At 70.3% G+C, this 23,200-nt stretch carries 22 protein-coding genes; 8 read left to right on the top strand and 14 right to left on the bottom strand.

Annotated elements, in window-relative coordinates:
- Positions 1–51: 51 nt before the first annotated feature.
- Both WFJ36_RS08765 and WFJ36_RS08760 read left to right on the top strand, forming a co-directional pair.
- A complete protein-coding gene (locus WFJ36_RS08765; RefSeq protein WP_336643141.1) occupies positions 52–1,146 on the top strand; it encodes an Rv2578c family radical SAM protein in 1,095 nt (364 codons plus the stop codon).
- Positions 1,147–1,189: 43 nt separating this feature from the next.
- Positions 1,190–1,729, top strand: a complete 540-nt coding sequence (locus tag WFJ36_RS08760; protein WP_071327764.1) for a YaeQ family protein — start codon at positions 1,190–1,192, stop codon at positions 1,727–1,729.
- 70 nt (positions 1,730–1,799) lie between these two features.
- Here the strand turns inward: WFJ36_RS08760 and WFJ36_RS08755 are convergent, their stop codons facing one another.
- Positions 1,800–3,785, bottom strand: coding sequence for a DEAD/DEAH box helicase (locus tag WFJ36_RS08755; RefSeq protein WP_336643140.1), 1,986 nt, complete (start codon positions 3,783–3,785; stop codon positions 1,800–1,802).
- A gap of 273 nt (positions 3,786–4,058) precedes the next feature.
- Between WFJ36_RS08755 and WFJ36_RS08750 the strand changes: the two genes are divergently transcribed.
- Positions 4,059–4,955 carry an aldose 1-epimerase family protein gene (locus WFJ36_RS08750; RefSeq protein WP_336643139.1) on the top strand — a complete coding sequence of 299 codons (897 nt, stop codon included), beginning with the start codon at positions 4,059–4,061 and terminating at the stop codon, positions 4,953–4,955.
- Between the two features lie 96 nt (positions 4,956–5,051).
- Here the strand turns inward: WFJ36_RS08750 and WFJ36_RS08745 are convergent, their stop codons facing one another.
- The 9 genes from WFJ36_RS08745 to WFJ36_RS08705 form a co-directional block, all read right to left on the bottom strand.
- A complete protein-coding gene (locus tag WFJ36_RS08745) occupies positions 5,052–8,192 on the bottom strand; it encodes an efflux RND transporter permease subunit (protein ID WP_336643138.1) in 3,141 nt (1,046 codons plus the stop codon).
- 16 nt (positions 8,193–8,208) lie between these two features.
- Complete coding sequence (locus WFJ36_RS08740) at positions 8,209–8,796, bottom strand: TetR/AcrR family transcriptional regulator (protein WP_336643137.1); 588 nt, start codon at positions 8,794–8,796, stop codon at positions 8,209–8,211.
- Between the two features lie 170 nt (positions 8,797–8,966).
- Positions 8,967–10,154, bottom strand: a complete 1,188-nt coding sequence (locus WFJ36_RS08735) for a Gfo/Idh/MocA family protein (protein WP_336643136.1) — start codon at positions 10,152–10,154, stop codon at positions 8,967–8,969.
- A gap of 40 nt (positions 10,155–10,194) precedes the next feature.
- The gene (locus tag WFJ36_RS08730) at positions 10,195–11,250 is read right to left on the bottom strand and encodes a LacI family DNA-binding transcriptional regulator (protein WP_071327768.1); all 1,056 of its coding nucleotides are present in this window, start codon (positions 11,248–11,250) and stop codon (positions 10,195–10,197) included.
- 3 nt (positions 11,251–11,253) lie between these two features.
- Positions 11,254–12,144 carry a carbohydrate ABC transporter permease gene (locus WFJ36_RS08725; protein ID WP_071327769.1) on the bottom strand — a complete coding sequence of 297 codons (891 nt, stop codon included), beginning with the start codon at positions 12,142–12,144 and terminating at the stop codon, positions 11,254–11,256.
- Positions 12,137–13,096, bottom strand: coding sequence for a carbohydrate ABC transporter permease (locus tag WFJ36_RS08720; RefSeq protein WP_336643135.1), 960 nt, complete (start codon positions 13,094–13,096; stop codon positions 12,137–12,139). The genes WFJ36_RS08725 and WFJ36_RS08720 overlap by 8 nt, the downstream gene beginning before the upstream one ends.
- A gap of 4 nt (positions 13,097–13,100) precedes the next feature.
- Positions 13,101–14,363, bottom strand: coding sequence for an ABC transporter substrate-binding protein (locus tag WFJ36_RS08715; RefSeq protein WP_336643134.1), 1,263 nt, complete (start codon positions 14,361–14,363; stop codon positions 13,101–13,103).
- 112 nt (positions 14,364–14,475) lie between these two features.
- Positions 14,476–14,835 (bottom strand): fluoride efflux transporter FluC, encoded by a 360-nt coding sequence (locus WFJ36_RS08710; protein WP_071327772.1) that lies wholly within the window; start codon positions 14,833–14,835, stop codon positions 14,476–14,478.
- Positions 14,832–15,206 (bottom strand): FluC/FEX family fluoride channel, encoded by a 375-nt coding sequence (locus WFJ36_RS08705; protein WP_256209351.1) that lies wholly within the window; start codon positions 15,204–15,206, stop codon positions 14,832–14,834. The genes WFJ36_RS08710 and WFJ36_RS08705 overlap by 4 nt, the downstream gene beginning before the upstream one ends.
- Before the next feature lie 87 nt (positions 15,207–15,293).
- Here WFJ36_RS08705 and WFJ36_RS08700 point away from each other — a divergent pair, with 87 nt between their 5' ends.
- Entirely contained in the window at positions 15,294–16,823 is a 1,530-nt protein-coding gene (locus WFJ36_RS08700; RefSeq protein WP_071327774.1) for an FAD-dependent oxidoreductase, read from the top strand.
- A gap of 1 nt (position 16,824) precedes the next feature.
- Here the strand turns inward: WFJ36_RS08700 and WFJ36_RS08695 are convergent, their stop codons facing one another.
- The 3 genes from WFJ36_RS08695 to WFJ36_RS08685 form a co-directional block, all read right to left on the bottom strand.
- The gene (locus tag WFJ36_RS08695) at positions 16,825–17,631 is read right to left on the bottom strand and encodes a nitroreductase family protein (RefSeq protein WP_071327775.1); all 807 of its coding nucleotides are present in this window, start codon (positions 17,629–17,631) and stop codon (positions 16,825–16,827) included.
- 4 nt (positions 17,632–17,635) lie between these two features.
- Positions 17,636–18,019, bottom strand: coding sequence for a hypothetical protein (locus tag WFJ36_RS08690; protein WP_336643133.1), 384 nt, complete (start codon positions 18,017–18,019; stop codon positions 17,636–17,638).
- A gap of 113 nt (positions 18,020–18,132) precedes the next feature.
- Complete coding sequence (locus WFJ36_RS08685; RefSeq protein ID WP_336643132.1) at positions 18,133–18,966, bottom strand: MerR family transcriptional regulator; 834 nt, start codon at positions 18,964–18,966, stop codon at positions 18,133–18,135.
- Positions 18,967–19,178: 212 nt separating this feature from the next.
- On the opposite strand from WFJ36_RS08685, the gene WFJ36_RS08680 reads away from it, so the two are divergent.
- Together WFJ36_RS08680 and WFJ36_RS08675 are read left to right on the top strand one after the other, a co-directional pair.
- Positions 19,179–20,018, top strand: coding sequence for a DUF4097 family beta strand repeat-containing protein (locus WFJ36_RS08680; RefSeq protein WP_292787868.1), 840 nt, complete (start codon positions 19,179–19,181; stop codon positions 20,016–20,018).
- Positions 20,015–20,641, top strand: coding sequence for a PadR family transcriptional regulator (locus WFJ36_RS08675; RefSeq protein ID WP_292787870.1), 627 nt, complete (start codon positions 20,015–20,017; stop codon positions 20,639–20,641). The genes WFJ36_RS08680 and WFJ36_RS08675 overlap by 4 nt, the downstream gene beginning before the upstream one ends.
- Before the next feature lie 63 nt (positions 20,642–20,704).
- On the opposite strand, the gene WFJ36_RS08670 is transcribed toward WFJ36_RS08675, so the two are convergent.
- Positions 20,705–21,247, bottom strand: coding sequence for a universal stress protein (locus WFJ36_RS08670; protein WP_336643131.1), 543 nt, complete (start codon positions 21,245–21,247; stop codon positions 20,705–20,707).
- A 149-nt stretch (positions 21,248–21,396) separates the two neighbouring features.
- Here WFJ36_RS08670 and WFJ36_RS08665 point away from each other — a divergent pair, with 149 nt between their 5' ends.
- The gene (locus WFJ36_RS08665; protein ID WP_025104705.1) at positions 21,397–21,588 is read left to right on the top strand and encodes a DUF3073 domain-containing protein; all 192 of its coding nucleotides are present in this window, start codon (positions 21,397–21,399) and stop codon (positions 21,586–21,588) included.
- Between the two features lie 289 nt (positions 21,589–21,877).
- Positions 21,878–23,191 carry an ABC transporter substrate-binding protein gene (locus WFJ36_RS08660; protein ID WP_336643130.1) on the top strand — a complete coding sequence of 438 codons (1,314 nt, stop codon included), beginning with the start codon at positions 21,878–21,880 and terminating at the stop codon, positions 23,189–23,191.
- Positions 23,192–23,200 lie beyond the last annotated feature (9 nt).

Genomic DNA, 23,200 nt, shown 5'->3' with positions numbered 1-23,200 from the left:
TCGATGCCATACTCGCTTGACTTGGATTCGATTCTTTGTTCGAATAGAACGATGCGGTGGCAGGGACAGAAGCTCGCGGACAGCGACGAGGCGGCGCTGCCCGGTCTCGAGAACCGGTCCAGCGTCATCCGCACCGTGACCACGCCGGAGTTCGCCGGGATGACGTTCCACGAGGTGCTGTCGAAGTCCGCCCTCAACCACGTCCCCGGGGCGTCGCGCATGCCCTTCGCCTGGACGATCAACCCCTACCGCGGCTGCTCCCACGCCTGCACCTACTGCTTCGCACGGGGCACGCACGAGTACCTCGACCTCGACGGCGGCGCCGACTTCGACACCCAGATCGTCGTCAAGGTCAACGTCGTCGAGGTGCTCGAACGGGAGCTGCGCCGCGGGAGCTGGCAGCACGAGACGGTCGCCCTCGGCACGAACACCGACCCGTACCAGCGGGCCGAGGGGCGCTACGCCCTCATGCCCGGCATCATCGAGGCGCTCGCGGCGTCGGGCACCCCGATGTCGATCCTCACGAAGGGCACGCTGATCCGCCGCGACATCCCGCTGCTGAAGAAGGCGGCGCAGCGCGTGCCGGTCGACGTGCAGATGTCGATCGCGATGTACGACGACGCGCTGCAGAAGGCGATCGAGCCGGGCGCCCCGACCACGCAGGCCCGCCTCGACACGGTGCGCGCGCTCGCCGACGCCGGCTTCCCCGTCACGGTGTTCCTCATGCCGATCATGCCGCACCTCACCGACTCCCTCGCCGCGATCGACGACGCTCTCCGCCGCATCAAGGCCGCCGGAGCGCGGAGCGTGATCTACGGAGCCCTGCACCTGCGCCCCGGCGTCAAACCGTGGTTCTTCCAGTGGCTCGGCGAGAACCGTCCCGACCTCGTGTCGTCGTATCGGGGCCTCTATCCCGGAGCGTCGGTCGAGGCGCCGAAGCCGTATCGGCAGTGGCTCGCCAAGCGCGCTCGTCCGCTCATCCGGATGCACGGGCTCGACGGGCGGCACGAAGACGACTATCCGCGGCGCGGCTTCCGCCCCGGACAGGGTCACGTGCAGACGGAGACCCCGGCGGCCGGGCCGGTGATGTTCACGCCGAGCGGTCGCGCCGCAGCCGCCACCCCGCCGCAGCCGATGCTGTTCTGACCCGGTCGGCCGGAGGGCGCAGCTCCGCGTAGGCTCGAGGATCATGGCGATCGGTTCGACAGTCCACACGTTCGAGATGCAGCTCGCCGACACCGATCGCGGGGTCTACGAAGACGTGTCGCTCCGCGCCGCCCGGCATCCCTCCGAGACCGACGCGTACATGCTCACCCGGGTGCTCGCGTATGGACTCGAGTTCGCGGAGGGCATCGCGTTCGGCGGCAGCGTCTCCGACACGGAGGAGCCCGCCGTGCTCGTGCGCGACCTCACGGGCCGGGTCACGGTCTGGATCGAGGTGGGCGCTCCCGATGCCGCGCGGCTGCATCACGCCTCCCGCCTCGCGGACCGGACCGTGGTCTACACGCACCGCGATCCCGCCAAGGTCATGGCGCCGTGGGCCGACAAGCGCATCCACCGGGCCGAGGACATCCGGGTCTACAGCTTCGATCCCGGCTTCGTCGACACCGCCACGCCTCACCTCGCCCGCCGGAACACCCTGACCCTCACGGTCACCGAGCGCGTCCTCTACCTCGACCTCAACGGCACCGCCCTCACGACGTCCCTCCACGAGCACACCCTCCCCTGACCCGCCCGGTGCAGAGTGCGAAAAGGCCCCGGGGACCGAAGCCTCCGGGGCCTTTCTGATCCCGAACGGGTCAGGACGTGAGCTCGGCGGCGGACGGCACGCGCCCGGCGATCTCCTCGATCACGTCGTCGTCCAGGCGGGCCTGCTCGAACGGGGCCTCGATCTCGGCGCGACCGAGCAGCTCAGTCATCCGGCGCTGACGCTGCCGCGTGATGAGCGTGACGACCCGGCCCGAGCGCCCGGCGCGACCCGTGCGACCGGAGCGGTGCAGGTAGGTCTTGTACTCGTCCGGCGCGTCGGCCTGGACCACGAGGTCGATGTCGTCGACGTGGATGCCGCGCGCGGCGACGTCGGTGGCCACGAGCACGTTCACCCGACCCGAGGTCAGCTTCTCCAGGTTGCGCGTGCGCTTGGCCTGGTTGAGGTCGCCGTGCAGCGAGAGGGCCGGGATCCCGGCGTCGTCGAACTGGTCGGCCAGCATCTCGGCGTAGGCGCGCGTGCGAGCGAAGACGAGCGTCTTGCCCTCGCGGTCGACGAGCGACGTGAGGATGTCCGCCTTGTCGCGGTGCTCGATGACGAGGACCCGGTGCTCGATGGTGCTGGAGCCCTGGTCTTCGCCCGCGACCTCGAACACGGCGGGCTCGACGAGGAACTCGTCCACCAGCGCCGCGACCTCGCGGTCGAGCGTCGCGGAGAACAGGAGCTTCTGGCTCCCCTCGGCCGTGCGGCGGAGGATGCGCTGCACGGGCTCGACGAATCCGAGCTCGCACATGTGGTCGGCCTCGTCGAGCACCGCGATGCGGCAGTCGGACAGGTCGAGCTTGCCCTGGTTCATCAGGTCCTCGATACGGCCGGGGGTGCCGATGACGATGTCGACGCCCTTCTTCAGCGCGCCCACCTGGCGCCCCTGGGGCACACCGCCGTAGATCTGCGTCGTGAAGAGGCCGACGCTGCGGGCGATCGGCTGGATGGTCCGGTCGATCTGCAGCGCGAGCTCGCGCGTCGGAGCGAGGATGATCGCACGCGGCGCACGGCCGAACTCGCGACGCTTGCCCGCCTGCGACTGCAGCACCCGCTCGACGAGCGGTGCCCCGAAGGCGATGGTCTTGCCGGAACCCGTGCGTCCTCGGGCGAGCACGTCGCGCCCTTCGAGGACGGCCGGGATGCTCGCCGCCTGGATCGGGAACGGCGTCGCGGCGCCCATGTTGTTCAGGGTCTCGGTGATGTTAGAGCCCAGGCCGAGGTCGGCGAACGTGACGCCCTCGACCTCGACGGCCTGCACGGCCTGTGCCTCGAGGCGCTCGTGGACGACGTCGTCGGTCTGCTCGAACGCCGCCTTCGGCTTCGCGTTCCAGTCGCTGCGGGTCGGACGCTCGTCGCGACGGGGACGCTCGTCCCGACGCGGACGCTCGGTGCGGTAGGCCCCTCCGGTCGACGGACGCTCGCGCCCGCCCTCGAAGGAGCGCTGCGTGCGGTCACGGTCGAAGGCACGGCGCGCACGGGCGGCGTCGTACGAGCGCTCGGTCCCCTGGTCGTTGCCGCGGGTGCGGTCGCCGCCGCGGAACCCCTGTCGCTGCGAGCCGCCGCGGTCGTCGCGCCGCGGGCGGTCGTCGCGCCGCGGGCGGTCGTCGAACCGTCCAGCGCCGGACCGGTCGTTGTACCGCGGACGCTCGGCGCGGTCGTCGAACCGGCCGCCACCGGCGCGGTCGTCGCGGCGGTGCGGGGCCTCGCGACGCCCGGACTCCGCACGGTTGCGGATGCTGCGGGCCTCGTCGCGACCGGCGCGCTCCTGGGAGCTCCAGCGGCGCTTCGGAGCACCGGACTCGGTCTCCTCCGGGCGGTAGCCGCGGTGCCCGGGGCTGCGGCTCCCGGGGCGACGGTCGTACCCGCCGGTCGCGCGATCCTCGCGGTCGTCGCGTGCGGGACGCTCGTCGCGAGCCGTGTCCCGACCGCCGGCCGGACGGTGGCGGTCGTGAAACGAGGTCTTCTTGGCGCCGTAGCGCGGCTCGAAGTTCGCGGCGGCGCGACCGCCGCGGGGCTTGTGGTTCTTGGGCATTCGGGTGTCCTTCTTGCGTTCTCGCACGAGAACAGCGCTGCGCGCACGCGCGAGCACTCCGATCCAGCGGAGTCCGGACGATCTGCGGCCGGGGCCATTCCTGTGATGGTTGATTCGCGTCGATCGACGCGCACCATCGGCCCCTGGACTCACACTTCACACACTGAAAAACGTCCGCGCCCTGCGCGGGTGTCCGAAGCCGACCGTCTCAGTCTACCCGGCATCCCTGGGAGACCCCCGCACTCCGGCGGCCCGCGGCACTACGATGTCGAGGTGAACTCCGTCTCTCCCACCGGCACCCAGGTCCACCTCCGCCTCGGCGACGTGACCGCGCAGATCGCCCAAGTCGGCGCCTCTCTCCGTGCCCTCCGGATCGGCGAGGTCGATCTCATCTCCCCGTATCCGCTCGACATCCCGACGCCGTCGTGCTCGGGTGTCGTGCTGACGCCCTGGCCCAACCGGGTGCGCGACGGCCGCTGGGACGACGAGGGCACCGTGCGCCAGCTCGCGATCACCGAGCCCAAGACGGACAACGCCAGTCACGGCCTGCTGCGCTTCACGGCGTATGCGATCGAGCAGACGGAAGGGGCCGCGACGCTGCGGGCGACCGTCTTCCCGCAGACCGGCTATCCGTACCTGATCGAGACGTCCGTCGCGTATGTCCTCACCGCCGACGGCATCACGGTCACGCACACGCTCACCAACTGGTCCGACTCCCCCGCACCCGTCGCGGTCGGCACGCATCCGTTCCCGACGATCGGCGACGTCGACCCGCACGACCTCGTCCTCCGTGTGCCCGCCCGCACCGCCTTCCAGACGGACGACCGCATGCTCCCGATCGGCACCCGTCCCGCCGATCCCGAACTGCGCGACGGCATCCGCGTCGGCGACGTCTCGCTCGACACCGGGTTCACGGACCTGGAGCGCGACGCGGACGGCCGGGTGCGGCACACCCTCACCGCGCCCGACGGCCGGACCGTCACGCTCTGGCAGGGCGAGGGCTTCGACTTCGTGCAGGTGTACACGGCTACGAACTACCCCGATACCCCGCTCGCGGTCGCGATCGAGCCGATGACCGCGCCGGCCGACGCGTTCAACAGCGGCCGGGGCCTGCGCCGTCTCGCTCCCGGCGAGACCTGGACCCTGGAGTGGGGCCTCACCTTCGCCTGACCGCGGTTCACAACTCCGGAGAACCGACGCCGAAAGGCCCCGATCCTCGTCCTACGGACGGGACCGGGGCCTTTCTCCTGAGTTGTGAACGCGCGGCTACTCGCCGTGGTTCTCGCGCAGCTCGCGCCGGCTGACCGGCGTGCCGTCCGTGTGCACGGGGACCGAGGCGCCATCGTCGTGCGGCTCGCCCTTCCGCGCCCGGCGGCGCTCCCGCGCCCCCTCGACGAGGTTGTACAGGGTCGGCAGCACGATGAGCGTCAGCACGGTGGAGGAGACGAGTCCGCCGATCACCACGATGGCCAGCGGCTGCGAGATGAAGCCGCCGTGCCCGGTGATCCCGAGCGCCATCGGGGTGAGGGCGAGGATGGTGGCGAGCGCGGTCATGAGGATCGGACGCAGACGCTTCTCCCCTCCCGCCATCACCGCCTCCGCGGTCGACAGTCCCTTCTCCCGGTACTGGTTCACGAGGTCGACGAGCACGATCGCGTTCGTCACCACGATGCCGATGAGCATCAGCACGCCGATCAGCGATGCCACGCCGAGCGGTACGCCCGTGATGATCTGCAGCAGGATGGCGCCGGTCGCCGCGAACGGCACCGAGATCAGCAGCAGCAGCGGCTGACGCAGCGACTTGAACGTCGCCACCATCACCACGTACACGATGAGGATCGCGGCGAGCATGGCCAGGCCGAGCTGCGCGAACGAGTCGGCCTGCTGCGAGGCGACGCCGCCGACCTCGGCCGAGGCGCCGTCCGGAAGGTCAGCCGCGGCGAGCGCCTCGGTGACCGACTGGGTGGCGACCGCGAGGTTGTCCGATGCGGGCGGCACGGTGACGGTCGCGGTGCGGCGTCCCTGCTCGGTGGTGATCGAGGTGGGACCGTTGCGCTGCTCGACGGTCGCGATGTCCTCCAGCGGCACGATACCGGCCGCGGTGGGGATCGCGAGCTGCTGGAGGGCGGCGACGGTCGTGGGCGGCTCGGGGTTGACGAGGTACACGGTGAGCGCGGTGTCGTCGATCTCGACCGAGCCGATCTGCTGGGGACGCATCGTGTTCGACACGATCGACCCGACGGCGACCTCGGACAGCCCGACCTGGGCGGCGGCCTCGCGGTCCACGACCACGGCGATGTACGGCAGCGCCTCGGCGAGGTTGTCAGTCACCTGACCGATGCCCTCGCGGCCGTCGAGCTCGTCCACCACGGCGGAGGTGGCGGTGGCGAGGTCGTCGCCGCTCGCGGCCGACACGGTGATCTCGATGTCGCTGGAGCCGAAGCCGGCGGACGCCGCGACGGTGACCTCGCCGACCTCGTCGCCGAGACCGTCGATGGCGTCCTGCACCTCGGCGCGCAGCTTCTCCTGGTCGGCGTCGCCGTCGGTGAGCACGGAGTAGGTGATGCCCGCACCGCCGGAGAACGCGTCGCGCAGCGCGGAGCCGCTCGACCCGATAGAGGCCTGCACGTGCTCGATGCCGTCGATGTCGAGGAGGGCCTCCTCGACGGGGACGGCGGCGTCGGACTTCGCCTGCAGGCTCGCCGTCGGCCCGAGGTCCTGCGTCACGGTCATGGTGTTCTGTCCGGAGTCGCTGAGGAAGTTCACCTTCATCAGCGGGGCGGCGGCGAGGGTCCCGGCGAGGACCACCACCGCGAGCGCGACCGTGATGCCCGAGTGCTTCAGCGTCCAGCCGAGGATGGGGCGGTAGCTGCGCTGCAGCCGCGTCGGCGGGGCCGCCGGGTCCTCCGGGTCGATCGCGTTCCCCTGGTCGTCGAGGAGCGGCTTGCCGGGCTTGAGGAACCAGTAGGCCAGCACCGGCACGATCGTCAGCGCCACGAAGAGCGACGCGACCATGGCGATGGTGACCGTCATCGCGAACGGGCGGAACAGCTCGCCCACCATGTCACCCACGAACACGATCGGCAGGAACACCGCCACGGTCGTGATGGTCGACGCGGTGATGGCGGCGGCGACCTCGCGCACGGCGAGACGGATCGCGTCGCCCTTGTCCGCATCTCCCACGTAGTGGCGCTTGATGTTCTCGATCACCACGATGGAGTCGTCGACCACGCGGCCGATCGCGATCGTGAGCGCCCCGAGGGTCAGCACGTTGAGGGAGTAGCCGAACGCCTGCAACCCGATGAAGGTGATGAGGACCGAGGTCGGGATCGAGATCGCGGTGACCAGGGTCGAGCGCACCGACATGAGGAACACGAGGATCACGAGCACGGCCATCACGAGGCCGAGCAGACCCTCCGTGGCGAGGGTGTCGATGGACTGCACGATGAACGGCGCCTGGTCGAACACGACCGTGAACTCCGCGTCCGGAAGCGCCTCCCCGATCTCGTCGAGGGCCGCGATGACCCCCTGCGACACCTCGACCGTGTTGGCGGCGGGGAGCTTCGTGATGGAGATCGACAGGGCGTCCTCGCCGTCGACGCGGGAGATGGAGGTCACCGGGTCGGACACCTGCGCCACCGTCGCGACGTCGCCGATGGTGACCGCGGTGCCGACGAGCGGCAGGGCGGCGATCTCGTCGACCGAGGTGATCTTCGCTCCGGTCTGCACCGTGAGGGTCTCGCCGTCCTCGGTGATCTCGCCACCGGGGAAGAGGGTGCCGTTCTGCTGCAGCGCCGTGCTGATCGCCTCGCTGCTCTGCCCTGCGGCGGCGAGCTTCGCGAGGTCGGGGGTGATGGTGATGCGCTGTCCGACGCCGCCGACGATCTCGGCCGCGTTCACCCCGTCGACGTCCTCCAGATCGGGGATCGCGACGCTCTCGAGCTGCGCCTGGGCGTTGTCCGCGTCGTCGAAGCCGGTGACCGCCACCTGGATCACCGGGAAGTCGTCGATCGAGACCGAGAGCACCTGCGGCGTGACGTCCTCCGGCAGCTGCGAGGAGATCCGGTTGATCGCCTGCTGGATCTTCTGCTCCGCGGTCGCGAGGTTCGTGCCGTACGAGAACATCGCCTGCACGATGGACGCATTGGTCGTGCTCGTCGCGGTGGTCGACTCCAGATCGGGAACCCCCTGGATGGCCGACTCGATCGGCGTCGAGACGTCGTTCTCGACCACCTCGGGCGAGGCGCCGGGGTACGTGGTCATGACCACGAGCGCCGGCAGCTCGAGCGACGGGATGAGCTCCTGCTTGAGGTTGGTCAGCGCGAGCCCGCCGAACACCGCGGCGACGATCGTCACGAGCGCGATGAGGGCGCGGTTCTTCAGGCTGAGGATGGCGAGTTTCGACAAGGCGGGGTCCTCGGTGTCAGGGGATGGCGGTCGCTGCGGATGGGAGGGAGAGAGGTTCTCCGAGGATCCGCGTCAGTGCGGATTCGAGGAAGGACTGTTCGAGATCGACGTCGCGGATCTGCGTGCTCCACATGACGCCGTCGATGAAGATCATCGCCGCTCGGGCTCGGTCGGCGCCATAGGTCGGCTTTAGGAGGTCGACGAGGCGGTCGGACAGGTGGCGCGCGAGCTCGCGCAGACGCGGATCGTGGACGGCCGCCGTGACCACCGCTCGATCCGCCTGCACCGCGTGTCCGTCGTGGATGCTGTCGTGGACGAGCGCGGCGATGACGTCGGCCCCGGCCCCGCGTTCGGCGAGGGTCTGCCGCACCCCGTCGAGCCGGCACTCGATCTCGTCCGCGAGGGCCCGGAAGGCGGCGCCGCGCAGGTCGTCGAGGGTGTCGAAGTACTGGGTGGTCGCCCCGAGCGGCACTCCGGCGCGGGCGGCGACCATGCGGTGCGTGATGGCGTCGGCCCCGACCTCGACGATCAGCTCGGCGGCAGCCGTGACGATCTCCCGGCGGCGCGCTTCGGGGTCACGCCGCCGACGCGGGCTCTCCGCCATCGCTCACCCCCTGGACATCCGTACATGTACGTTTGTACATTCGCTCCGGTGTGAACTCCCTGAGAGCCCCGCCCCTCTCCCCCTCCCCCCTCGCTGCGGGATCAGAAACGTGCCTGGGAGCCGCGGTTCGGGTGCCATTTTGCACTCACCCTGCCGGGGGACGGGGGGGGTCAGGGGACGGGGGAGGGGGAGGGGGTCTGGCCTCGCTCGAAGTAGGCGACGAGATCGGGGTCGAGCGGGGGGACGGAGATCGCGGAGCCATCGCCTCGGAGGGACGCGGTCGCGAGGATCCCGGCGGCCACGGCCTCCCGCGCCGCGACGGGCGAGGTCGCCGTGAGACCGCCGTGCCGCACGAACCGGAGGAACTCGGCCACGAGCAGCGCATCGGCACCGTCGTGCCCCGCATCCGGCACCTCGGGCACGACGAACACCTCATCCGCGTCGGCCGCCCCGGCATGCCGACGGTTCCACAGTTTCACCTCGCTGCCGGCCACGTCGCCGAAGTTCTCGATGCGCCCCTCGGTGCCGATCACGGTGTAGTTCCGCCAGTAGTCCGGGGTGAAGTGGCACTGCTGGTACGACGCGAAGATCCCGCCCTCGAGCCTCAGGTTCACCATCGAGATGTCCTCGACGTCGACGACGGGGTGGAGTCCGGTGAGCGCGGTCGGCGGCCAGTTGTCCATGCTGAACCAGTCGGGCATCCGCTCCCCCGTGCGGTCCCGCCGGTCGGCGATGTCGCCGTAGACGCTCAGGCCGCCCATCGCCGCCACCTGCTCGGTGTACGCGCCCGCCAGCCAATGGATGATGTCGAGGTCGTGCGCCCCCTTCTGCAGGAGGAGTCCGGTGGTGCGGCTCCGGTCGGCGTGCCAGTCCTTGAAGTAGAAGTCGCCGCCGTGCCCCACGAAGTGCCGCACCCACACGGCCTTCACCTGCCCGATGCGCCCGTCCTGGATGAGCCCGCGCATGAGGGTGATCACGGGCATGTGCCGCATGTTGTGGCCGATGTAGAGCCGGGTGCCGGTGCGTCGCGCGGTCTCCAGCATGCGGTCGGCGTCGGCGAGATCGATCGCGAGGGGCTTCTCGCAGAAGACGGGCACCCCGGCCTCCAGCGCCCGGATGGTCAGGGCGGCGTGCGTGTCGTCCGGGGTCAGCACCATGACGGCGTCGACGCCGGATGCGAGCAGCTCGTCGAGGGAGTCGGTGATGAGCGCGTCGGGGACGAGCGCTCTGGCGTCCTCCCGGGCGCGCGGGGCGAGGTCGCAGACGGCGGTGATGCGGGAGCCGTGCCCCGGCCGGTGCACCTCCTCCTGGAGGGTGGAGCGCGCGCCGAAGCCGATGATGCCGATGTGGAGGTCCAACAGAAGTCCTTCGTGACAGAGGGGGAGAAAAGGGGGCGGCTCAGCGGCCGCGGGCTGCCGGGGCGTCGAGGTCGGTCGAGCCGCCGGGGACGAGGGCCCAGGGGAACTCGTGCAGCGCCCCGGGCGAGGGGTCGCTCTCGAGCGCCTTCTCGACGATGATCCGCGCCTGACGCTCGTAGAAGTCCGTGGGGCCGACGGTGGTGAGGGTGGGCGCGATGAGCCGTGCGTCCGGCGTGTTCCCGACACCGATCACCGCGACGTCGTGCGGCACGCGGAGCCCGAGCATGTGCGCGGCGTTGATCGCGGCGATCGCGGCGAAGTCGGTCGTCGCGTACACGGCGTCCGGGCGGTTCTCCTGCGACAGCAGCTCGATCGCGGCGGTGAAGGCGCTGGCCTGGGTCTCCGCATAGGTCACGGTCCACGCCGGATCCGGGGAGATGCCGGCCGCCGCGAGCTTCTCGACGTACGGCGTGTAGCGCGTGACCTGGGTTCCCGCGAGGCGGACGGCCCCCTCGGCGGCGATGCAGCCGATCGCCGTATGCCGCTCCAGCAGGTGGTCCATCGCGAGCTCGCACCCCGGGATCGCGTCCGAGCGGATGACGTCGAAGCCGTCCGGTTCCAGATGCTCCGAGAACACCACGAGGCGCTGACCGCGCTTGACGAGGTCGCCCAGCCGTCGGGCGTCCTCCTCGTCCAGCCCGACGCCGTCGAGATACGCCACGTCGCTCTCGACGCGGTCGAGCGCCGCGTGCCAGTCGCCGTCGGCGAGGATCAGCGTCGTCAGCCCGTGCCGGTTCGCCTCGGCGTTCACGGCGTCGGCCACCGCCAGCGACCACGGATCGCTCAGCATGTGCAGGGAGAGCTGCACCATGCCGCTGCGACCGGTGCGGATGGCCCTGGCCGCCGTGTTCGGCCGGTAGTTCAGCTCGTCCGCCGCCGCGAGCACCCGCGCCGCGGTGGCCTCGGCCACGCCCGCGCCGCTCGCCCCTGCGCGCCCGGAGAAGACGTACGAGACCGTCGCCGTCGACACCCCGGCACGTTCGGCCACCATCCGCAGGGTCGGTCGGCGGCTCGGGGCGTGCTCACGCTGTGCCATGTCTCAGCCCTTCGTCCCGCTGAACGCGATGCCCTGGATGAACTGCCGCTGCAGGATCATGAACGTCACCAGCATGGGCAGGGTCGCCAGCAGGGCACCCGCCATGAGCACCGGGTAGTCGGTGCCGTGGATGCCGACGAGCTGCGAGAGTCCGACCGACAGGGGCATCTTCGCCGGATCGGTCGTCACGATCAGCGGCCACAGCAGATCGTTCCAGGACCACAGCACGGTGAACACCACAAGTGCGATGATGCCAGGCTTCGCGAGCGGAACCATGATCCGCCAGAAGGTCTGCCACGGATTCGCCCCGTCGATGCGCGCCGCCTCCTCCAGCTCGGCCGGCATCGAGAGGAAGAACTGCCGCATCAGGAAGGTCCCGAAGGCGCTGAAGATCCCGGGCACGATGAGCGCCTGCAGCGTGTTCAGCCAGCCGAGCGCCTGGATGATCTCGTACTGCGGCAGCAGGTAGAGCTGCGAGGGCACCATGAGCACCGAGAGGAACACGACGAACAGGGCGTTCCGGCCGGGGAAGGCGATGCGCGCGAACGCGTAGCCGGCCATGGTGCACAGGGCGACCTGCCCGACCGTGCGGCCGACCGTGAGGAGCACCGAGTTCAGGAACATCTGCCCGAACGGCATCGAGTCGAAGACCTCGGCGAAGTTCGTGAACACCCACTCGCGGGGGAGGAACGACGGCGGCACCTGCACCGAGTCGGACAGTGTCTTGAACGAGGTCAGCAGCTGCCAGACGAACGGGAACACCATGAGCGCGGCGCCGACGATGAGCACGACGTGCACGATCCACAGCCCGCGGTTCCGGGGGGCGCCCGCGCTCCGCGATCGTGCGGGGGCGGCCCCGACGACCGCGCGGGTGTCGAGGGAGACGTCACTCATAGTGCACCCACTTCTTCTGCAGCCGGAACTGCACGATCGTCAGCACGAGGATGATCAGCAGCAGGAGGAAGGCGACGGCTGCGGCGTAGCCGCGGTCGTTGTCGAGGAAGCCCGCTTCGTAGAACAGGTAGACGACGGTGCGGGTGTTCGGCATCGCGGGGTTGCTGCGCCCGAGCATCATGTAGATGAGATCGAACACCTGCAGCGCCCCGATCACGCTGATGACGCTGACGAAGAAGATCGAGGGCGACAGCAGCGGGATCGTGATGGAGAAGAACTTGCGCACGGGGCCCGCCCCGTCGAGGTCGGCCGCCTCCATGATCGTGTCGGGGATGCCCTGGAGTCCGGCGAGGAAGATGACGATGTTGGTCCCGAGGCCGGCCCAGATGCCGACGACGGCGATCGCGACCAGCGCGGTGTTCGGATCGGTCAGCCAGCTCCGCCCTTCGATGCCGACCGCGCCGAGGGCCGCGTTCAGCACGCCGTAGTCGCCGTTGTAGATCATGCGCCAGACCAACGCGATCGCCGCGGGCATGGTGACGACGGGGATGAAGTAGAGCGTGCGGTAGGCGCTGCGGCCTTTGAGGCCGGTGGTGTTCAGCAGCGCGGCGATCCCGACCGCGAGGGGGATGCCGATGAGCGCGATCACCGTGTAGACCGCGGTGTTGCGGAGAGCGCCGAGGAGCTCCGGGTCCTGGAACAGCCGCACGTAGTTCTCGAACCCGATCCACTCCGCACCGCCGAACGGCCCCGACTTCGTGAAGGAGATGATGAGCGTGCGTACGGTCGGCCACAGGTAGAACACGGCCAGGCCCAGGGCGGTGGGCCCCAGGAACACCAGGGCCCACCACGGCGAGGCACCGGGCGTGCGGCGCCGGCGGACCCCGGAGGGCGGGGCCTCCGGGGTCCGCCCGGCGGCGGGGGCGACCGCGCGAGGCGCGAGGACGGTCATGCGGTCACTCCTGCTCGGCGTCCAGGGCGGTCTGCATCTGCGCGGCGAGATCCTGCAGGCCGTCCTTCGGGGAGACCGCTCCGGACCACACCTGGGACAGCACCTCGCTCTCGATGCTCGTCCACGCGGAGGTGTTCTTCGACACGGGGTACGGGACAGCCGTCTCCAGCGCGTCGATGTAGACCTGCAGGTCGTACTGCGGGAGTGCGTCGACCCAGGCCTGCTGCGTACCGTTGTACGCGGGGATCACGGTGCCGGTCTCGGCCTGGATCTTCGCGGCCTGCTCTCCGCTCGCGAAGGCGGCGAAGTCCTTGGCCTCCTCCACGTGCGCGCTCTTGGCGTTCGCGACGTTCCCGACGCCGTGGATCACGCTCTGATTGCCCTCCGGACCCGCCGGCAGCGGGGCCACGTCGACACTGCCGCCGATGTCCGCGTTGTCCGCGTAGGCGATGGCGGCCCAGGAGCCGTTCTGGAACATGGCGACCTTGCCCGACAGGAAGAAGTCCTCCGGGTTCGTGTCCGTCATCTGCTGCGCCGTGGGCGAGGAGCCGTCGGCGATGAGGTCGGTCCACAGCTCGATGCCCTCGAGAGCCTCGGGGGAGCCGTATCCGCTCTGGGTGCCGTCCGCGGAGATGACCTCTCCACCTGCCTGCGCGATGGAGTTGTAGAAGTTCTCCTGGCCGTACTGGCTCGCGGCGACGCCGAACTGCCCCTTCGCCGGGTCGGTCAGCTTCGCGGCCGCGGAGCGGAAGTCGTCCCAGGTCCAGCCCGCGCTCGGATACTCCACCCCCGCGGCGTCGAACAGCGCCTTGTTGTACCAGAGCGCGACGGTGTCGAAGTCCTTGGGGGCGCCGTAGAGCGCGTCGTCGTAGGTGTAGAGGTCGACGAGCCCCTGGGGGTAGTCGGCCGCGTCCACGTCGTCGAGCGGGGCGAGCTGGCCGTTGGCGGCGTAGAGCTGGAAGTTTGGGCCGTTCATCCAGAACACGTCCGCGGCCGAGCCGCCCGTCACCGCGGTCTGGAGCTTGGTGAAGTACTCCTTGTACGGCGTGACCTGGATCTCGATCGTGACGTTCGGGTGCTCCTCGGTGTACGCGGCGGCGATGTCCTCCATCGCGGGCTTCTGGTTCTCGTCCCAGATCGCGTAGCTGAGGGTGACGTCGCCGCCCGACGACTCACCGGTCGCGGAGGAGGAGCAGGCGGAAAGCGCCAGGACGGCGGCCGCGGAGGCGGCGAGGGCGCCCAGGGCGCGGTGAGAGGTGCGGGGCATCGAGGTCTCCTTTGACGGGTGCACGAGAAGGCGGTGCGCGATGTTAACCGTTTAGCGTTAAACGATTAGCAGCGAGAGTAGCGCGGCACGTCGGCTCTTCGCAAGCGTCGATCTAGAGCGCAGCCCCCAGCGCCAGCCCCAGTCCCGCGGCGAGGAGACCGAGGACGAGCATGCCGACCGCGTCGAACACCGCGGCGCCGCGCTCGCCGTCGCGCCACAGCGCGACCGCATCCAGCATCGCGGTGCTGAAGGTCGTGTACCCCCCGAGGAGACCGGCGCCGAGCACGAACGCCGCGTCGGGCAGCGCCGTCGTCACGAGTCCCAGCGCGAAGGACCCGGTGAGGTTGACGATGAGGATCCCCCACGGGAACCGTCGGCCGACGAGCCGGGCGACGCCGACATCGACGAGATAGCGCAGGACGGCGCCGACGCCCCCGGCGAGCGCGGCCGCGAGGAACAGCAGCGGACTCACGACGCCCCTCCCCGGCGCGGCCGACCCAGCCGGAGCCCCACGGCTGCCGCGAGGAGACCGAGGAGGAGGCTGCCCGCGGCATACGCCGCAGCGAGGAGCGGTGCCGACCCCCACAGGGCCAGCGTCCCGGTCATGAAGGCGCTGTAGGTCGTGAAGCCGCCGAGGACGCCGGTGCCCAGCAGCAGTCGCAGCTCCGCCGAGGCCGGGAGCCGCGCCGCCACGACACCGATGAGCAGGGCACCCAGCACGTTCGCGAGCAGCACCGCGAGGGGGAACCCACCGGGCTCGTCCGCGACGAGCCCGAGTCCCAGACGCGCCGCCGTCCCGAGCGTGCCGCCGAGAGCGACGAGCAGGACACGACGGAGACTCACGCTCGCCACTGTAGTCGCCGCATGACAGCGTGATCGTCGGATGTCAAGGCGTTGGGGTGGGGGCAGGGAGAGGCGTTGACTGTCGGCATGAAGCCCCTCTGGAAGGTCGATCAGGACGCACCCCACGGCACTGCCTTCGATCCCGGCGCGACGCACGACGTGCTGATCGTGGGGGCGGGGCTCACCGGCCTCTCCACCGCGGTGCTCCTGACCCGCGCCGGACTCGACGTCGTTGTCGTGGATGCGGGGGACGTGGCGGAGCTGTCGACGGGTGGCAACACCGGCAAGCTCTCCCTCCTCCAGGGACAGCAGCTCGCCACCATCCGAAAGCACCATCCGGCGGCACTCGTCCAGGCGTACGTCGATGCCAACCGGGCGGGCATGGAGTGGCTCACCGGTTTCGCCGACACCGCCGGCCTGAGCTACACCGAGCGGACCGACCACACCTACGCCCAAAGTCCGGACGGGCTCGAGGCGGTCAGAGCCCAGCATGCCGCCGCGCAGGAGGCGGGACTGCCGACGCGGCTGCTCACCGCGAGCGAGCTGTCGACGCCGTTCCCCGTCGCGGGCGCGGTGGCGCTCGATTCCCAGGTGACGATCGACCCGGTCGCCGTCGCCGACGCGCTCGCAAGGGAGTTCCTCGCCGGGGGCGGCACGCTGCACACCGGCGTCCGCGTGATCGGCGCCCACGCCCTCCCGGAGCCCCGGGTGGAGACCACGGCGGGGCCGATGTTCGCCGAGCACATCGTCCTCGCGACCGGGACCCCGATCCTCGACCGCGGCCTGTACTTCTCCAAGGTCGCCGGGATGCGGTCGTACTGCGTCTCGTTCCGGGTCTCCGGCGGAGTGCCGGAGGGGACGTTCATCTCGGCCGACGGCCCGACGCGGTCCATCCGACCGGTGTCCGCCGCCGACGGCCCGGCCGATACCGCGCAGCTGGTCGTCGGCGGCAACGGGCATCCGGTCGGCCGCTCGGACGGCGAGACCGCGGCGATCGACGACCTCGTGGACTGGACCCGTCTGCACTTCCCGGATGCCGAGGAGACGCACCGCTGGTCCGCGCAGGACTACCAGTCGCACAACCTCATCCCCTTCGTCGGCGCCCTGCCCCGCGGCCTCGGACGCATCCGCATCGCCACCGGCTACGCGAAGTGGGGGCTGTCGAACGCACCCGCCGCGGCCCTGCGGCTCACCGAGGAGATCATCGGGACGAAGCGCCGCGAGCGTCCGTCCTGGATGCTGCGCCTCGGCACCCGGCTCACCGTCCCCGCCGATCTCGCGCGCGGCGCCGTCGAGGGCGCGAAGGTGGCGGCCGCCGCCACGAGAGGCTGGGTCGAGGCCGAGACCACGCCGGTCCCCGTGCCGCAGCCCGCGGAGGGCGAGGGCGTCGTGGCGAACCGCGGCGGTCGCCCGGTCGCCATCTCCACGGTCGACGGCGTGACCCGAGCGGTCAGCGCGGTGTGCCCGCACCTCGGCGGTATCCTCGACTGGAACGACGCTGAGTGCACGTGGGACTGCCCGCTGCACGCGTCGCGGTTCGCCGCGGACGGCACGCGCATCGAGGGACCGGCGCTGAACGATCTCCCCGAGGTCCGGCGGGCGGCCGGCGGCTCCTGACTCAGGACCGGGTCGGCGGCGCGTCCCAGCCCTGCTGCGGGGTGTCGCAGTCCTCGCGGAACACGTACTGCGATACGAGCTTGCGCTGACTGCTGGACCAGTCGATCGCCGGGCGTCGCTGCTCCGGCGGCAGGTAGCCCAGCCGGTAGACGGCCATGAGCTCCAGGTCGTCGGGCACCCGCAGCAGCCGCACGATCTCGTCCCAGCGCCCCGGCACTTCCATCGGGAACGAGATGAACTGGATGCCCATGCCCAGCTCGACCGTGGTCAGCCAGACGTTCTCCATGGCCGCCCCCATGCTGAACACCGAGTAGAACGACGACAGCTGCCCTGGCCGGTACTCGCTGCGGTCGAGCATGACGCCCAGGAGCAGCGGCGATCCGGCGACGAGCTTGCGGTTCTCCGAGCCCAGGGTCTTCGGCACCCCGAACGTGTTCATCAGAGTCTGGCCGCGCTTGGTGAACACCTGCGACGTGAAGGGCCGCAGCGGCGCGGGGAGCTTGTCGAACAGCATGCCGCTGCGCTTCTCCTCCATCTCCTCCTGGCTGAAGCGGAAGTACGGCTTGTACCGCTCGAAGAACGTGCCGTTCGACATCGCCTCCGTCATGCTCTCGCCGGAGATGCGCGCGATCTCGTCGATCGTGTCGCGGTTCTCGATCACGACGAAGCGCCACGGCTGGCTGTTGAGCTGCGAGGGCGCGCGGCCGGCGGCTTCCAGGAGGATGCGCTGGTGTTCCTCGGAGACCGGGTCGGGCAGGAACGCTCCGTTGGTGGTCTTGCGGCGGCGGATGGCGTCGAGGAGTTCCATGCGGTCACTTCCGGTCGGAGGGGAGGCGCGAGACCACGAGGCCCGCGAGGACGAAGGGGGCTGCCATGAGGGCGACGAGCGGGTGCCGCCGGGTGTGCGTCCCGGCGTAGGGGATCGCGGCCAGGGGGACGGCGGCGGGGAGGAGCGCGAGGGCGGCGCGACGGGTGCGTGGGGTGCGGGTGGCGAGGCCCACGACGACGGCGAGTCCCGTCGTCGCGCAGGTGAGGATGTAGAGGGCGTGGTGCACCCAGCGGAAGCGGCGCGTGTCGATGAGCCGCGCCGCCACCGCGAGCCCGAGGGCGCAGTTCGCCCCATAGGCCGTCGCCGCCGCCGCGAAGGCTCCGGACGCGGGGCGGTCGTCGCGCCCCCGCTTCCGTCGCCCCGTCATGGCACGACCCTACGCCCTCCCCTCCTCCCCCGATCCACCCCCTTGCGTGCGAGCCACCCCCTTGAGTACGACCGCAGCGGGGTGGGTCACACGCAAGGGGGTGGCTCGACAGATCAGAGGGAGGCTTCCGCGTAGATGCGGAGCGCGTCGCGGACGAACTCCGCACCGTGGGTGCCGCCCGCGGACGTCGCATAGTTCGCGCCGAAGCGCGGATCTGCGACGTACATCTCGCCGAGACCGAGGACGTAGGCCTTGGCGCCCGCGTCCGGTCCCTGCCGAAGCGCGGCGGCCGGAGTGCCGGGGATGCCCGTGAGCCACGCCACGTGACGGCGCGCCAGCTCCTGCGCCTCGGCGGACGCGGGATCGATACCGCTCTCCGCCGCGGCGATCCAGTCGCGTCCGAGGTCGGCCACGCGCTGTTGCCACTCGGCACGCTCGGTGTCGCTCATCCCGCGCCACCAGCGGTCGCCGTCGGCGTAAGCCTTCGTCCCCCAGCGGTCCTCGACCTCCTGCTTGTACTGCGTGTGGTCGAAGCCGTCGAACATGTTCTCTGCCATGAGGTTCTCACCTCCTCTCAATGCCGTGATGGTGGATTCGACCGACGCGATCTGCCGCGCCAGCCTGGTCTGCTCCTCGCGCAGCACCGCGAGATGCGTCTCCAGTGCAGCCGCTTCCGTCGCCGTCCGGGTCTCTGAGCCCGCACCCTGGGCCCCTGGGCCTGTCGAAGGGCCCAGCACCTCCGCGATCTGCGGCAGTCCGAGCCCGAGTTCCCGCAGCAGGAGGATCCGTTGCAACCGCACGAGCGCCGCCGCGTCGTAGTGCCGGTAGCCATTGGCCGCGATGCGCGACGGCGGCAGCAACCCGATGTCGTCGTAGTGCCGCAGTGTCCGGCTCGTCGTTCCCGCCAATCGCGCGATCTCCTGGATCGACCAGTCCCGCTCGCTCATCCCCCACCCTTCCGTGTCGTTCCCCTCCACCGTAGAAGTTGTCGTTACGTCAAGGTCAACCCCCTTCGAATCGCTTGATTGGCTCGATTTCCGGCCGAAGTGGGACCAATCAGGCGATTCGAAGGAAGGGGGGGTGACGGGATCGAGATATATCGTGTTATGGTGACGGCAACACGATATATCGTGAATCCCTCGACACAGGAGAAGCAGACATGACCGAGAAGTGGCTCATCGCCCCCGGCGAGGAACGCGTCATCGACATCGCCTCCGCGACCCGGCTCAAGGTGGGCCTCGTCGGCGGACAGGTCGACGTCATCGCCCACGACGAACCCGGCATCCGGATCGAGGTGCACGGCGTCACCACCAAAGACCTCCGGATCGAGTCCCGCGACGGCGAGGTCGAGATCGACCACCCGCAGCTCGGCTGGGACAACTTCCTGGAGGTGTTCCGGAACTTCGGCTCCGGCGGCCCGCGCGCCGAGGTGAGTGTGGCCGTCCCGCGCAGCATCGCCCTGACCCTCGGCGTCGTGAGCGCCGGCGCCCTCGTGTCCGGCATCCGCAACGACACCCGTCTCAACACGGTGTCCGGCGACATCATCGTCGACACCCTCATCGGCGACCTCAGCGTGAACTCGGTCTCCGGCGACGTGCAGATCCGCAACCTCACCGGCTCGCTCAACGCCAACAGCGTCTCCGGTGACGTGGCCGTCACGGGAGCCATCCGCAAGGCCACGGTCGACATCGTCTCCGGCGCGACACTCGTGGACGCGGCGGGCGACGTCAACACCATCACCGTGAACTCGGTCTCCGGCGGCACCACGGTGCGGCTCGACGAGTCCCTCGCGGCGAACTACGTCATCCGTTCGCTCAGCGGCCGCCTGCTCATCGACGGCGTCGAGCGCAGCTCCTCCGGCCCGAGCACCTACAACGGCACCACCGGGGAGCTCGCGGGACGGTTCGTCGATCTCCGCGCCAACTCCGTCTCCGGAGGGGTGACGGTCCTCCGCCGCGCTCCGCAGACGATCGAGAACGACCCGGAGTGGGAAGCATGAGTCCCGCGGTCTTCTCCCACGGCGACCTGCGGCTGTACCTGCTGTCGCTGCTCGCGGAGTCCCCGCAGCACGGCTACGGCATCATCCAGTCCCTCACGGATCGCACCGGCGGGACGTACACGCCGAGCGCCGGCACGATCTACCCGCGCCTCGCGAAGCTGGAGGAGGAGGGGCTGGTCACCAAGACCGTCGACGGACGCACGACGATCTACGCGATCACCGAAGCCGGACGCGCCGAACTCGCCTCCCGCGAGAGCGACCTCGCCGACATCGAGGCGGGCATCACGGACACGGTCCGCCTCATCGCGAACGAGGTGCGCCAAAGCGTGCAGGAGGCGATGAAGAGCCTTCGCGCCGACCTGGCGACGGCGACGAAGGACGACAGGGCGGCGGCGAAGAACAAGCCGCGCACCCCGAGCGAGGAGGCACGACTGACCAGCCGCGAGGAGCTGCACCGCGCCGACGCCGTGGTGAACGCCTTTCGCGCCCGCATCCGCACCGACCTGCGCACCCACGTCGCCCAGGGCGGCGTCCTCCCGGCGTCGGTGGTCACCGACCTCGAGAACGCACTGGATCAGGCCGCCCGCAGCGTGACGGTGGCGCTGAGCCGACCGGGCTCCTGAGCCCCCGGCATGACCGCACGAGGCCCCGTCGACATCCGTCGGCGGGGCCTCGTCGCGTACGGATCACTCCGGCCAGATCTCCTTCTGCTCGTCCGGCACGGACTCCCCGAGGGGGACGACGAGCACGGAGCGATGCTGGCGATGCGCCAGCCGCGCCGCGACGGAGCCGGTGAAGAACTCCCGGATCGACTCCCCGATGCCGCGTTTGCGGGTGCCGACCACGATGAGCTGCGCGTCGAGCTTGTTGGCGAGCTGCTTGATGGCCAGTGCCGGGTCGCCGACGAGCTGCCGCGCCGTCCAGGTGACGCCCTTCCCGTCGAGCATGGTGGCCGCAGTCGCCTCGACGGCCTCGAACTCGGCAGCCCCCGCGTCGAAGTTGATGTCGATGGGAGCGGAGTGCACGTAGCCGTCCGGATCCTCATAGGTGACGAAGCGGGTGATGTCGACGTGGGCCACCACGAGCGGGGCGTTCAGCAGCCGGGCGAAACGGACGGCTTCATCGAGGACGTGCGGGTCCTGGTCGAGCTGCATCCCGACGATCACGGCCTTCTGCAGAGCGGCGTTCTGCGTGGCCTCGTCGGACGGAGTGGAGGTGCTGTCGGTCATGGAGATCGCTCCCTTCGCCGGCCTGGCCGCGGCCAGGGTCTGTTCCCCGCGTGCTATCCTGAATGCTACTCTTACCGGCCTCGAGCCGGTGTCGTGAATGACTCGGGCGCCCGTCTGCCCGCAGCTTAACTCGTGAGGGGGTCTCAGGCATGGGCCGTGGCCGTCAGAAGGCGAAGCACACCAAGATCGCCCGCGAACTCAAGGCGTACAGTCCGTCGGTGAACTACTCGGCGCTGGAGCGCGAGCTCGCGCATTCGAGCGACTCCGACGAAGACGCCTACGTCGACAAGTGGGCCGACGAGTACGCGGACGAAGACGAAGACGAACTAGAGAAGGCGTAGCCCCTCGGTTCGAAACACCCGCACGGCTCGTGCGGGTGTTTCGTCGTTCCCGGGCGGCGATCGGGGAACGAGATCGCCGGCCGTCGAGCGTGCGACTGCCACCCGCGCTCGGCTCTGCGGCGATGTCAGCGCTCCCGCCAGGCGAAGCGAATGCGTCGCCAGACCGCTGATCCGCGTCTTGTGAGCGCAAACATTTTCTGATTTGATGTGCATGTGATCGACGGCGCACCCTCGCCGCGTCCCCGCTTCGGGCGATCCGCAGGAACATGACCTCAAAGAGGAGAACAGCATGGCACCCACCTCACGCACCCCCCGCGTCGCCGCGGTCGTCGCCCTCGGCGCGGTGTCGGCGTTCGGACTCGCGGCCTGCGCTCCGGCCGCATCCGGAGGCGGCGACGCCGGCGGAGAGCCCGTCACCATCGAGTACATGCACCGCCTCCCCGACGGCGAGGGCATGACCACGGTCGCGGAGATCGTCGACCGCTGGAACGAGGAGCACCCCGGCATCCAGGTCAAGGCCACGAAGTTCGACGGCAAGGCCAGCGACATGATCCTCAAGCTCGAGACCGACATCAAGGCCGGGAACGGCCCATGCCTCGCGCAGACCGGATACTCCGAGGTGCCGCAGCTCTACGTGAAGGGTCTGCTGGAGGACGTGGCCGCGGAAGCCGAGAAGTACGAGGACCACTACTCGGCCGGAGCGTTCAGCGGCATGCGGGTCGGCGACGCCATCGTGGGCCTCCCCCAGGACACCGGACCCCTCGTCTACTTCTACAACACCGCGGAGTTCGAGGCGCTCGGCCTCGACGCCCCGACCACGCTCGACGAGCTGACCGCCGCCTCCGCCACGGCCGCCGCCGCCGGCAAGTTCGTCACCGCCTTCACTCCGGACGAGGCGCAGAACTGGCTCTCCGGACAGGCGGCTGCCGCCGGAGACACCTGGTTCTCCACCGAGGGCGAGGAATGGAAGGTGGACGCCGAGGGCGCCGGCTCCGAGCGGGTCGCCGCCTTCTGGCAGGGTCTGCTCGACGGCAAGCAGACGCTCGCGACCGAGCGCTGGGGCGAGGGCTTCACGGCGGCACTGAACGACGGCAGCCTGATCGGCCACGTCGGCGCGGCGTGGGAGGCCGGCTTCCTCCTCGACTCCCTGGACGGCACCCCGGCCGAGGGGCAGTGGCGCGTCGCCCAGCTCCCCGACTTCGGCGCCGGGGCGATGACCGGCCCCGACGGCGGCTCCGGCGTCTCGGTCATGAAGGGCTGCGAGAACCCCGAGGCCGCCATGGAGTTCAACGACTGGTTCAACACGCAGGTCGACGACCTCGCCTCCCAGGGCCTCGTCGTCGCCGCGAAGGGCGAGGTGGAGACGCCCGAGAAGATGCTGCGTCAGTTCGGCGGTCAGGATGTGCTGGCCGAGCTCGGCACCGCCACGGAGAACCTCAACCCCGACTTCCCCTACGCCCCCGGCTTCTCGACCCTGGCCAACATGAACGAGACGGCCGCCGCGGCCGCCGCCGGCACCGCCACGGTCGCCGACATCTTCACGACGGCGCAGGACACGGCCGTCGCGTCGCTCAAGGACCTCGGCCTCCCGGTCGCGGAATGACCGGACCGG

The sequence above is a fragment of the Microbacterium sp. MMO-113 genome, from assembly GCF_037148555.1.
Taxonomy (GTDB): domain Bacteria; phylum Actinomycetota; class Actinomycetes; order Actinomycetales; family Microbacteriaceae; genus Microbacterium.
Note: the sequence above shows the minus strand (reverse complement) of the source record. Positions and strands in the feature narration are given on the sequence as shown.